Below are 10809 nucleotides of genomic sequence, written 5' to 3' on the forward strand. Positions count from 1 at the left end.
GGGAAGAGCGCGACCGAATGAGGCAAGTGTAAAGGCCGCGTCGCGCTGGAAACTTGCGAACTTAATCGTGCGCGGGTAGCGTTGCGCTATTTTCTAGCTCAATTTACCCACTTCGGGGCAGAAGATGGCCAATATAGAGATAGACGCGATCGACCGGCGTATTCTGGCAATCCTGCAGGAGAACGGCCGCTTGTCGAACCAGGAAATTGCCGAGCGGATCAACCTCTCGCCGAGCCCGTGCTTGCGGCGCATCCGGCGGCTGGAAGAGAGCGGCGTGATTCGCGGCTACGTCGCGCTGCTGGACGCGCAGCGCCTGGGGCTCGATCTGCTTGCATACGTCAACGTGCGGCTCGAAAAGCGCGGTGGTCCGGCGCTTAGTCCGCGTGGCGAGGCGACCCATGCGGATCTATTTCGCGCGGCCGTCCAGACCTGGCCGGAAGTGGTGGCCTGTCACGCGATGACCGGTGACATGGACTATCTGCTGCGGGTTCAGGTGGAAGACATGGCGCACTTTTCCCGCTTCGTGCAGGATCAACTGCTGCATCATCCGTCGGTGATCGACGTCAAAACGAGCTTCTCGCTCGAAACCATTAAAGAGACGACGGCGCTGCCCCTCTTGTAGATATGTGGGCTCGACGCGCGGTCTACGCCGCGGCAAACAAAAAGGGCAGCGCTGAGGCTGCCCTTCTCAATTGCTCGCGGATGCCAGAGATTTACGCGGCGGCGGTCGCCGGCATGAAGGTCTCGAGCAAGCGCGACGCACGCCGTGCCTGGCGCTTGAGTGCATAGTCGAACACCGCAGCCTGCTCCTGCAGCATTTCGGTGATGATGCTGGTCTGGTCGGCCGGCGGCAGCGTCAGATAGGCGTCTGCTTCGCCATACGCATACTCTATCTTCATGCCCGCTTTCTTCGCGATGTGCATCATGGTCGAGTTGCGCGACAGGCAATGCATGTAGAGGGTCGTGACATGCGTATTGCGGCTGCGAATGGCCGCGCGCTCGAACAGCCGGGACCCGATACCTTGGCCGCGCACGCTCTCGAGCACGGAAACGCCGAACTCGGCCGTGCGCTTGTCGCCTTCTGCCGGCAGGTAAGCAAGGTGGCCCACGCCAGTCAGTTGCAGTTGATCGTCGAACACACCGAACACCGTGTCGCGGGTGAAGTCGATGGCGCGCACATAATTTTCAATGACGTGATCGGGCACGACCTGGCCGAAGCGCAGCAGGCGGTCGTCCTCGTCGAGCGCGAGGAAGTGCGCCAATAGGCGCTCGCGGTCCACTGCGGTGAGTTCCCGGACCAGAGCAGGCGTACGACCGGCAGGCTGCGACACGCGATCGTGCGCGACGATCGGCTCGGCGGCGCGGGGTGTAAACATGTTCATGGTCAGGTTCTCCTTGTCATCATGCGGCGTTGGTGCACCGCAAAAACGATTCTAGCGGAAACCCGAACGCCGCACTAGGGAAAACCCGTATCTAAATTTGAAGCTGGTGCCTAAATCTGTAGCTTCGTGCGCATAAGTATTTGATTATTAATGACAAACGAAAAAGAGCGGGCGTGCAGCTGGAGGTGTCGTCAATATGCGACTTGTAGGCTCTAGCCGCCCCGCATATTGCTGTGCTGCGCAATCACGCCGTGGCGGAACCCAGCCCGTGGTCCACCATGCTCACCACTTGCTCGGCGAATTCCCGATAGCCCATACGGCCGCCAGGCTTGAGCCAGGTGAACGTCCAGTTGATCATGCCGAACACCATCATCGTGAGCGCCGTCTGGTTTTCTCGCGTGGCGCGCTCGGGGTAGGCGCGGGCCAGTTGTCGCGCAAACGCGGCGACGACATCGCGCTGGCGGTTCAAAATCACCTCCCGCTGCGCGTCGACGAGATACTTCACGTCGTTGAGAAGCGCGACGTGCCGACTGTGCGACGTTTCATATTCCGAGAGAAACGCGCGGATCAGTTCCGCGAACGTTTCGCGCTCCGTCAGGCCGCGTCGCTGACTCGCGCCTTCCACCTCGGCGATGATCAGCATCAGCCGCTTGGTGTAGCGGTCCAGCAGGTCGAAGAGGATCGCTTCCTTGCTTTCGTAATAGTGATAAAGACGTGCCTTCGAGGTGCCGCTGGCTGCCGCCAGATCGGACATGGACGTGCTGGGATAGCTCGTCTGCGCAAACTTGGCTGCGGCCAGTTCAAGAATCTGTTCGCGCTGCGTTTCGTGGTCGGGGGCTCGGGTGCGGGCCATGGTCTGCTGGTTGTCTGCTTATTCGTGTGAACAGAGTGAGGGTGCCGCGCACAGTTCGAGCGTGCGCCACGCGCTCGCGTCGCCGCGCAGCTTGATCCGGCGCAGGGCGGCCAGTTCGCGAAAGCGCCACAGCACAATGCTGTCGCTGACGAGAAAGCCGAGTTCGGCGGTCATGACTTGCGCGGCCACGCGCGCGGCAGGTTGCCAGTCGCCGCTGGCGTGCTCGAGTATTAGCGCGTCGAGATCGGCAAAACTTCCGCTCGTAAAAGTGTTGTCGCGCCAGCGCCGCGTTTCGCCGTTTGCATGCTTGACTTCCTGCCATTCGAGCGCGAGCCGGCTGATCCGCAATACGGAAATAGGCGCCGCATCCGGCAACCGCGCCTGCAACACGGTCGGCGCGAACATACCGACGGAGGTCGCCTGGTCCTTCCGGTCGTACGCCCACGCGCCGCTGTCCGTGAGATCGCGAATCGACAGGCGAACTTCGTTCAGGCGCTGCGGATGGTTGCGCAGGTAGTAGCAGACACGGCGCAGCATCAACTGATCGGATGCGCTTTCACCATGCCACACGACCAGGTTTGCTTCGCCGCGCACAATGGTCTCCAGCGCCGCCGCCTGCTCGCGGAATTCACGCACAAAATCGCGTTTGGTGTCCGCGCTCACGCGGTCCCAGAACGCCGCGCGCGCTTCAGGGCTGTCGTCGATGCCGCGCAATGGGCCGACCGCCAGGTCGTCGCGCAGTGAGTGCACGCGATCGTCGCGGCCGGCTTCGCGCAACGCTGTGCGCAATGATTCCGCGGCGACATCGCCGTTGCTCAGGTGGATCGTGCTCATCGGCCTTGGCTGGTTTTTAGAGGGCGATTGACAAGGGGCCGCTCGCCACCGGAACCGGCACGGTCCGACGGCGAGCGGCCCCTAGTGTAAGCGGATCGCGGAACGGCTCAAAGCACAGCGGGCGCAGCGCGCACCGGAAACGCTCAACGTTCGTCGTAGCTCACCACGACGCGCTCGCTCACGGGGTGGCATTGGCACGTCAGCACGAACCCGTCGCGGATCTCGTGTTCTTCAAGCGTGTAGTTCTTTTCCATCTTCACTTCGCCTTCCACCACTTTGGCACGGCAGGTGCAGCAAACGCCGCCTTTGCAGGCGTACGGCAGCGCGAGTCCGGCGCGCAAGCCGACGTCGAGCACGCTCACGCCCTCGTACGGAAGGCGCAGCTTGCGGCGCTTGCCGTCGAGCACGATTTCGAGGTCGGCTGCGGGCGTGTCTTCGGTGATTTCGATGGGCGGCACGCCTGCTTGCGGCAGCGGCGAGCCGAAGCGCTCCACGTGCACTTTTTCCGGCGGCACGCCGGCCGCTTTGAGCGCGGCTTCGGCGGCGTCCATCATCGGCGCAGGGCCGCAGATAAAGGCTTCGTCGATGGAATCGGCGGGCACGAGACTCTCGAGAAACGCAGCGCATTTCGTCTGGTCGAGCACGCCGTTGAACAGCTCGACGTCCTGCAGGTCGTCCGACAGCACGTGATACAGCACGAAGCGGTTCATGAAGCGGTTCTTCAGATCTTCGAGTTCTTCCGCGAACATGATCTGGTCGACGCTGCGGTTGCCGTAAATCAGCGTGAAGGTGCTGCGCGGTTCCACCTCGAGCGTCGTCTTGATGATGGCGAGCACCGGCGTGATGCCCGAGCCGCCGGCAAACGCGACGTATTGCTGGCCGTGGTCCGCGTTCAGGTGCGTGAAGAAGCGACCGTCCGGCGTCATGACCTCGATGGTGTGGCCAGGCTGGAGCGTGTCGAACGCAAAATTCGAGAAGCGTCCGCCGCGCACGCGCTTGATGCCGATGCGCAGTTCGCCGTCGCGGTCATAATCGGTGACGCCCACGCAGATTGAATAGGAGCGGCGCGTTTCTTCTCCGTCGATGTGCGTTTTCAGCGTGACGAACTGGCCTTGGGTGAAGCGATAAAGCTCGCGCAGTTCGGCGGGGACTTCGAAGGCGACCGAGACCGCGTCAGCGGTTTCGGGCCGCACTTCGCGAATATGCAGCGGATGGAATTGCGGGGTTGCCATATCAGTATGGTTTGAAATAGTCGAAGGGTTCGCGGCAGTCGAGGCAGCGGTACAAGGCTTTGCAGGCGGTCGAGCCGAATTGCGCGAGACGCTCCGTGTGTGCCGAGCCGCAACGCGGGCAGGAGGGCGCCGGCAGCGCGCGCGGCATGAAACGCAGCACCTTTTCCTGCGGCCCGGATGCGTGCTCGCTCGCCGATCCGCAATTGCCCGTGGGCGGCGCAATGCCGTAGGCGCGGAGCTTCTCGCGTGCCTCCTCGGTCATCCAGTCGGTGGTCCACGCGGGCGCGAGCACCGTCGCGATGTGATAGGGCGCGAGCCCGGCAACGTCGAGCGCGTGACCGACGTCTTCTGCGATCTGCGACATGGCCGGGCACCCCGAGTAGGTCGGCGTGATCACGACCTCGAGGGTGCCGTCCTCGGCGCGACGCACGTCACGGAGAATGCCCAGCTCGCGGATGGACACCACCGGCATTTCCGGATCAGGCACGGCTTCGAGCACCGCCCACGCGCGTTCGAGCGTGCTGTCGGTGTCGGCGGCGAAGGGCGCGGTTGAAATGGTCATGGTCGGTTCGGCGTAGTTACCGGGCGCAGTCGCCGCGGTCACCAGGTCGCGCCTGGATGCTGCCGCGCGAGGCTTTGCATCTCGGCCAGCACGAAGCCCATATGCTCGGAATGCTCACCGTGCTTGCCGGTCGGCACATGCTTGAGCGGCTCGGGGAGTGCGAGCGTGGCTTCCTCGAGCGTGGCGCGCACGTCGTCAAGCCAGGCAGATTCGAGACTGGCGGTGAGCGGGCCGATGCCCGCTGCCGCGATGGTTTCCTCGACGGCGTCGGTGCTGAAAAACTCGCGCGTGTACGGCATCAAATAGTCCAGCGCCGCCTGCGCGCGGCGGTGCGATTCCTCCGTGCCGTCGCCAAAGCGCACCAGCCATTCGCTTGCGTGATGCACGTGGTAGCTCGTCTCCTTGATCGACTTCCCGGCGATTGCGGCAAGCTGCGCGTCCGTCGATTGCGTGAGCGCCGTCCACAGATGCGCCATTAGCGTCGAGTAGAGGAAATTGCGCGCGATGGTGACCGCGTAGTCCTTTTCGGCCTGGGCCGTGGCCGATAGCGGGCCGTAATGCGGCAGTTCGACCAGTGTGTAATTGGCGAACTCGCGCTCGGCGCGGAAGTACGCGTAGTCGTCTTCGGTACGGGTGGTGCCGGTGAGCTGCTGCTCGAGCGAGGCTGCGTGCGTGTACAGCAGACGTGCCTGGCCGATCAGGTCGAGGCTCATGTTGGACAGCGCGATGTCCTCTTCGAGAATCGGGCCGTGGCCGCACCACTCGGCGTTGCGTTGACCGAGAATCAGCGCGGTATCCGCGAGACGCAGCACGTATTGCAGGTGTTCGGGCGTGATAGTCATGGCCGCCCTTACATGTGGTTGACTTCGTCGGGGAGCGTGTAGAACGTCGGATGGCGGTAAATCTTGTCGCCGGCCGGTTCGAACAGCTCCGCCTTGTCTTGCGGCGCCGACGCCGTGATTGCCGAAGACGGCACCACCCAGATGCTTACGCCTTCCTGGCGGCGCGTATAGACGTCGCGCGCCATGCGCAGCGCCATTTGCGCGTCGGCGGCGTGCAGACTGCCGCAGTGCTTATGATCGAGTCCCTGCTTGCTGCGCACGAACACTTCCCAAATCGGCCATTCCTTGTTCATCCTGATCTCCTGATTCCTTGCAGAGCGCGCCGTGTGTGTCAGGCGGCGTGCTGTTGTGCGCGTTGGCGTTGTTTTTCGGCGTGTGCGAGTGCGGCTTCGCGAACCCACGCACCGTCGCTATGGGCTTTGACGCGGGTCCCGAGGCGCTCGCGATTGCATGGGCCATCGCCGTTGACCACGCGCCAGAATTCTTCCCAGTCGATGTCGCCATAGTCGTAATGGCCGCGCGCCTCGTTCCACTTGAGTTCCGGGTCGGGCAGGGTGACGCCGAGCACCTTGGCCTGATCGACGGTGGCGTCGACAAATTTCTGGCGCAGGTCGTCGTTCGAAATGCGCTTGATGCCCCATTTCGACGACTGATTGCTGTGGATCGAGTCTTTGTCGCTCGGGCCGAACATCATCAGCACGGGCCACCACCAGCGGTTGACCGCCTGCTGGACCAGCTCGCGCTGCGCTTCGGTGCCGGACATCATTGCCATCAACGCGTCGAACCCCTGGCGCTGGTGGAACGACTCTTCCTTGCAGATGCGGATCATCGCTCGGGCGTAGGGGCCGTAAGTGCAACGGCACAGCGGAATCTGGTTCATGATCGCGGCGCCGTCCACCAGCCAGCCGATCACGCCGACATCCGCCCACGTGGGCGTCGGGTAATTGAAGATGCTCGAATACTTGGCCTTGCCCGAATGCAGCGCCGCGATCAGTTGGTCCCGCGAGACGCCAAGCGTCTCAGCCGCGCTATATAGATAGAGGCCGTGGCCGGCTTCGTCCTGCACCTTGGCGAGCAGAATCGCCTTGCGCTTGAGGCTAGGCGCGCGCGTAATCCAGTTGCCCTCGGGCAGCATGCCGACAATCTCGGAATGCGCGTGCTGCGAAATCTGCCGCACCAACGTCTTGCGATAGGCGTCGGGCATCCAGTCCTGCGGTTCGATCTTGCCGTCCGCGGCCATCACGGCGTCGAACTGCGCCTGCTCCGGCGACGTAGCGCCTGACTCCAGCGGAGCCACGTTGCCGGGAATATCCAGGGATTGCGTGTACATGAGGACGCTCTTCTGCGGAAGTTGTCTGGTTCGCACAGTATAAACCAACCGACCGGTCGGTTAATAAATTTTTTGAGACGGCGCACGGCAGGCGATAGAACGGCTACCGGTTCGTCGCCTGTTTGCTTTTCGCGCAGCAGCCCCGCGCCGACGCTTAACCTATAAAATTGCGAATTGGCCGCGATCGGCGGCCCTCCTTGCATTCCCGGTACTTCATGTTACGTCTAAGCGAAATCAAACTCCCGCTCGATCACCCCGAAAGCGCACTCGAGGCGGCCGTGCGCGCGCGGCTCGCGCAACTCGGTGTGTCACGAGACGGGCTCGTCCGTTACTCGGTGTTCCGGCGCGCGCACGACGCGCGCAAGCGCTCGGACATCAAGCTCACCTATATCGTGGACGTGGAGGTGGCGGACGAGGCCGCGGCGCTCAAGCGGATCGCCGACGTGCCGTATTGCGCGGTTACGCCTGACATGACATACCGGTTCGTCGCGAAGGCGCCGGCGCAACTGCCCGGGCCGCGTCCCGTAGTGATCGGCATGGGGCCGTGCGGGTTGTTCGCGGGGCTGATTCTCGCGCAAATGGGCTTTCGTCCGATCATCCTCGAGCGCGGCAAGGCGGTGCGCGAGCGGACCAAGGACACCTTCGGACTGTGGCGCAAGTCGGTGCTGAACCCGGAGTCGAACGTGCAGTTCGGCGAAGGCGGCGCGGGTACGTTTTCGGACGGCAAGCTCTACAGCCAGATCAAGGATCCCAAGCACTACGGGCGCAAGGTGCTGGACGAGTTCGTGCGGGCCGGTGCGCCGGAGGACATTCTTTACCTGAGCCGGCCGCACATCGGCACGTTCCGTCTGGTCAGCATGGTCGAGAAGATGCGCGCGACCATCCACGAGTTGGGCGGCGAAGTGCGGTTCCAGACGCGGGTGGACGACATTGACATCGATCAGGGCAAGGTGCGCGGGCTAAAGCTCTCGACGGGCGAGACGCTGCGCTGCGATCACGTTGTGCTCGCGGTCGGCCACAGCGCGCGCGACACCTTCCAGATGCTGCACGATCGGGGCGTCTATATTGAAGCCAAGCCGTTTTCGCTGGGCTTCCGGATCGAGCACCCACAAGGCGTGATCGACCGCAGCCGGTTCGGCAAGTTTGCCGGCCACAAGCAACTGGGCGCGGCGGACTACAAGATCGTGCATCACTGCAGCAACGGGCGCGCGGTGTACAGCTTCTGCATGTGCCCCGGCGGCACAGTGGTCGCGGCGACCTCGGAGCCCGGGCGCGTCGTGACCAACGGCATGAGCCAGTATTCGCGGGCGGAGCGCAATGCGAATGCGGGAATCGTCGTAGGCATTACGCCCGACGACTACCCCGGCGGGCCGCTCGCCGGCATCGCGTTTCAACGCAAATGGGAAGAGCGGGCGTTTGAGCTCGGCGGCGGCAACTATATGGCGCCGGGTCAGCTGGTTGGCGATTTCATTGCTGGGCGGCCGTCCACGTCGCTCGGTTCGGTCGTGCCGTCCTATAAGCCAGGGGTGCATCCAACAGATCTAAGCACGGCGCTTCCCGATTACGTGATCGAGGCGATTCGTGAAGCCCTGCCGCAGATGGAGAAGAAGATTGCCGGCTTCGCGATGCACGACGCTGTGCTGACGGGCGTCGAGACGCGGACGTCGTCGCCGATCCGCGTGCGCCGCAAGGATGACTACCAGAGCATGAACGTGGAAGGGCTGTATCCGGCCGGTGAGGGCGCGGGTTACGCTGGCGGGATCTATTCTGCGGCTATCGACGGGATTGAAGTGGCCGAAGCGCTGGCCTTGAAGATGACCGGGGCGCTGGCGGCGCGCTAAAGATGCTGGGGTTGGGAGTGGCCGGCAAGCGGGTCGCGACCGCCGGCGCGAATCGTGCACAATGCCCGTTTCGCTTCAAGTCAGATACTCGAATGACTATTCGCTCCCTGGCCGCGGCATGCGGCGCTGCGCTACTTTGCCAGTTTTCAGTGTCGCTGCCCGCCGCGGCCGCCGAAACGTCGGCGCACTGGGTCACAGCCTGGGCAACCGCGCTCCAAGCCATTCCTCAACGGCCGGACCTGCCGCCACTGTATCGGGCGCCGGAAGTCGCTGGGCGCACCGTCCGGCAGATTGTTTATCCAACGCTGTCGGGAAGCTCCGCCCGGATTCACCTCAGCAATAAGTACGGCACGACGCCGCTGACGATCGAGGAGATGCGCATTGCGCGATCGTCGGGCGGCGCGGCGGTGTCCGAGGCCGGTGGCGCGCGGGTGACGTTCACTGGAAAGGCGAGTGTGAGCATCCCGCCGGGCCGAGAACTGGACAGCGATCCGATTCTGATAGACGTGGCGCAAGGCGCGCCTTATGCGATCAGTGCGTTCATGGGGCCCCAGCAGCGTGTCGTGGCGTGGCACCGCGTATCGAATCAACTGAATTACGTTTCGAGTCCCGGCAATCACACGGCCGACGCTTCGGCAGCAGCGTTCCGCGGACGTTTCACACAATATGTGTGGGTAACGGGGCTGTCGGTGCAAGCGGCGCCTGAGTCAACGACAATCGCGGCGATCGGCGATTCGATCACGGACGGCATGCGCTCCAGTCTGAACCAGAACCGCCGCTGGCCCGACGTGCTGGCGCGGCGGCTGGCCAGTTCGGGAAGCCGCTCGACGGCGGTGATCAATCTGGGCATCAGCGGCAACCGGCTGCTGAACGATTCTCCGTGCTATGGCGAAGCGTTGGTCACGCGCTTTGGGCGGGACGTGCTCGAACGGCCTGGCGTCAAGGCGGTCGTGCTGCTGATCGGTATCAACGACATTAACTTTGCGGCGATGCCGGCGCGCAATGGTCTCGACTGTGATTTCCCGCATGCTGCGGTGACGGCCGCCGACCTCATCTCGGGCTATCAGCGCGTCATCGCGGCCGCGCGGCATGCTGGAGTGAAGGTGTTCGGCGGAACGTTGACGCCTGCGGCGCTTGCGCCGGAGCGCGAAAACATCCGGCTCGCCGTGAACCAGTGGATCCGCTCAAGCCATGCGTTCGACGGTGTCGTGGACTTCGACGCCGCATTGCGCGATCCGGCGCTGCCGGCCCGTCTGCAGCGCCAATACGATAGCGGCGACCACATTCATCCGAGCGATGCCGGTTACGCGGCGATGGCCGGCGCCATTCCCACCGGCGCGATCGTAACTTCGGCGGGCAGGTGAGCCGTAAGCCGCCAAAAAGTTTCGAGCGAACCCTTGTCATCAGGCCGTGCGTGACCTAGTATTCCGCTCCTCCTCTATGAACGGGGAGCCGCGGCGGAAACCAGCGGCAATGGCGTGAACGTAGTTTTAAGCGAAAGCGAAAAAATACAGTTGACGAACCATGAAAGAGCCTTCATAATCTCGTTTCTCTGCTGCTGATGCAGCAACGCAGAACGAAGCGGTGCCGGGTAGTTGAAGCAGGCGCTGTTGAGTGTGCGAACCGATCTTTAAAAACTAGCAGCCGATAAGTGTGGGCGCTTGATGCGCGACGCGAGCCGGGTTCTTCGGAATCTGGCGCAAAGCGAAAGTATCAAGTCTCACACAGTAATGAAAGGAAGGTTTTTCTGTCGAGAGATGGAAAGATCATTCGTCAGTACGTTGAGTGAGCGACCGGTTGTGAAAGCAACCGAAAACAGTAACAGGTTTGAACTGAAGAGTTTGATCCTGGCTCAGATTGAACGCTGGCGGCATGCCTTACACATGCAAGTCGGACGGCAGCGCGGGCTTCGGCCTGGCGGCGAGTGGCGAAC

Annotated in this window: 11 protein-coding genes and 1 rRNA gene; 4 read left to right on the forward strand and 8 right to left on the reverse strand. The window is 63.0% G+C overall.

Annotation, left to right across the window (positions count from 1 at the left end; translation table 11 throughout):
• Window positions 1–124 precede the first annotated feature (124 nt).
• The gene (locus JNB89_RS22120; protein WP_220363592.1) at window positions 125–622 is read left to right on the forward strand and encodes an Lrp/AsnC family transcriptional regulator; all 498 of its coding nucleotides are present in this window, start codon (window positions 125–127) and stop codon (window positions 620–622) included.
• 91 nt (window positions 623–713) lie between these two features.
• Here JNB89_RS22120 and JNB89_RS22125 read toward each other — a convergent pair whose 3' ends face one another.
• The 8 genes from JNB89_RS22125 to paaA all read right to left on the reverse strand — a co-directional run bounded on the left by JNB89_RS22125 (window position 714) and on the right by paaA (window position 7035).
• Window positions 714–1382 carry a GNAT family N-acetyltransferase gene (locus JNB89_RS22125; protein WP_013340759.1) on the reverse strand — a complete coding sequence of 223 codons (669 nt, stop codon included), beginning with the start codon at window positions 1380–1382 and terminating at the stop codon, window positions 714–716.
• 244 nt (window positions 1383–1626) lie between these two features.
• Window positions 1627–2235: a TetR/AcrR family transcriptional regulator gene (locus JNB89_RS22130; RefSeq protein WP_135892676.1), complete on the reverse strand. Its 609-nt coding sequence runs from the start codon at window positions 2233–2235 to the stop codon at window positions 1627–1629.
• 18 nt (window positions 2236–2253) lie between these two features.
• Window positions 2254–3069: a DUF1835 domain-containing protein gene (locus JNB89_RS22135; RefSeq protein WP_220363593.1), complete on the reverse strand. Its 816-nt coding sequence runs from the start codon at window positions 3067–3069 to the stop codon at window positions 2254–2256.
• A gap of 143 nt (window positions 3070–3212) precedes the next feature.
• On the reverse strand, window positions 3213–4301 hold the full coding sequence (gene paaE, locus JNB89_RS22140) for a 1,2-phenylacetyl-CoA epoxidase subunit PaaE (protein ID WP_220363594.1): 1089 nt from the start codon (window positions 4299–4301) through the stop codon (window positions 3213–3215).
• A 1-nt stretch (window position 4302) separates the two neighbouring features.
• Window positions 4303–4863 carry a 1,2-phenylacetyl-CoA epoxidase subunit PaaD gene (gene paaD, locus JNB89_RS22145; RefSeq protein WP_220363595.1) on the reverse strand — a complete coding sequence of 187 codons (561 nt, stop codon included), beginning with the start codon at window positions 4861–4863 and terminating at the stop codon, window positions 4303–4305.
• Between the two features lie 38 nt (window positions 4864–4901).
• Window positions 4902–5705, reverse strand: a complete 804-nt coding sequence (gene paaC, locus JNB89_RS22150; RefSeq protein ID WP_220363596.1) for a 1,2-phenylacetyl-CoA epoxidase subunit PaaC — start codon at window positions 5703–5705, stop codon at window positions 4902–4904.
• Window positions 5706–5713: 8 nt separating this feature from the next.
• Window positions 5714–5998 carry a 1,2-phenylacetyl-CoA epoxidase subunit PaaB gene (gene paaB / locus JNB89_RS22155; RefSeq protein WP_013340753.1) on the reverse strand — a complete coding sequence of 95 codons (285 nt, stop codon included), beginning with the start codon at window positions 5996–5998 and terminating at the stop codon, window positions 5714–5716.
• A 38-nt stretch (window positions 5999–6036) separates the two neighbouring features.
• Window positions 6037–7035, reverse strand: coding sequence for a 1,2-phenylacetyl-CoA epoxidase subunit PaaA (gene paaA, locus JNB89_RS22160; RefSeq protein ID WP_220363597.1), 999 nt, complete (start codon window positions 7033–7035; stop codon window positions 6037–6039).
• Window positions 7036–7250: 215 nt separating this feature from the next.
• Between paaA and JNB89_RS22165 the strand changes: the two genes are divergently transcribed.
• The 3 genes from JNB89_RS22165 to JNB89_RS22175 all read left to right on the forward strand — a co-directional run.
• Complete coding sequence (locus tag JNB89_RS22165; protein ID WP_220363598.1) at window positions 7251–8876, forward strand: NAD(P)/FAD-dependent oxidoreductase; 1626 nt, start codon at window positions 7251–7253, stop codon at window positions 8874–8876.
• A 92-nt stretch (window positions 8877–8968) separates the two neighbouring features.
• On the forward strand, window positions 8969–10240 hold the full coding sequence (locus JNB89_RS22170; RefSeq protein WP_220363599.1) for an SGNH/GDSL hydrolase family protein: 1272 nt from the start codon (window positions 8969–8971) through the stop codon (window positions 10238–10240).
• Between the two features lie 465 nt (window positions 10241–10705).
• Window positions 10706–10809: ribosomal RNA gene (locus JNB89_RS22175) — 16S ribosomal RNA — on the forward strand; the annotation flags it as partial.

This window comes from Paraburkholderia phenoliruptrix (assembly GCF_019511605.1).
Taxonomy (GTDB): domain Bacteria; phylum Pseudomonadota; class Gammaproteobacteria; order Burkholderiales; family Burkholderiaceae; genus Paraburkholderia; species Paraburkholderia phenoliruptrix_A.

Excerpts from the sequence above, each read along its gene's own strand:
- JNB89_RS22120 (WP_220363592.1), top strand. The coding sequence starts at position 125 with ATGGCCAATATAGAGATAGACGCGATCGACCGGCGTATTCTGGCAATC.
- JNB89_RS22125 (WP_013340759.1), bottom strand. The coding sequence starts at position 1,382 with ATGAACATGTTTACACCCCGCGCCGCCGAGCCGATCGTCGCGCACGAT.
- JNB89_RS22130 (WP_135892676.1), bottom strand. The coding sequence starts at position 2,235 with ATGGCCCGCACCCGAGCCCCCGACCACGAAACGCAGCGCGAACAGATT.
- JNB89_RS22135 (WP_220363593.1), bottom strand. The coding sequence starts at position 3,069 with ATGAGCACGATCCACCTGAGCAACGGCGATGTCGCCGCGGAATCATTG.
- paaE (WP_220363594.1), bottom strand. The coding sequence starts at position 4,301 with ATGGCAACCCCGCAATTCCATCCGCTGCATATTCGCGAAGTGCGGCCC.
- paaD (WP_220363595.1), bottom strand. The coding sequence starts at position 4,863 with ATGACCATTTCAACCGCGCCCTTCGCCGCCGACACCGACAGCACGCTC.
- paaC (WP_220363596.1), bottom strand. The coding sequence starts at position 5,705 with ATGACTATCACGCCCGAACACCTGCAATACGTGCTGCGTCTCGCGGAT.
- paaB (WP_013340753.1), bottom strand. The coding sequence starts at position 5,998 with ATGAACAAGGAATGGCCGATTTGGGAAGTGTTCGTGCGCAGCAAGCAG.
- paaA (WP_220363597.1), bottom strand. The coding sequence starts at position 7,035 with ATGTACACGCAATCCCTGGATATTCCCGGCAACGTGGCTCCGCTGGAG.
- JNB89_RS22165 (WP_220363598.1), top strand. The coding sequence starts at position 7,251 with ATGTTACGTCTAAGCGAAATCAAACTCCCGCTCGATCACCCCGAAAGC.
- JNB89_RS22170 (WP_220363599.1), top strand. The coding sequence starts at position 8,969 with ATGACTATTCGCTCCCTGGCCGCGGCATGCGGCGCTGCGCTACTTTGC.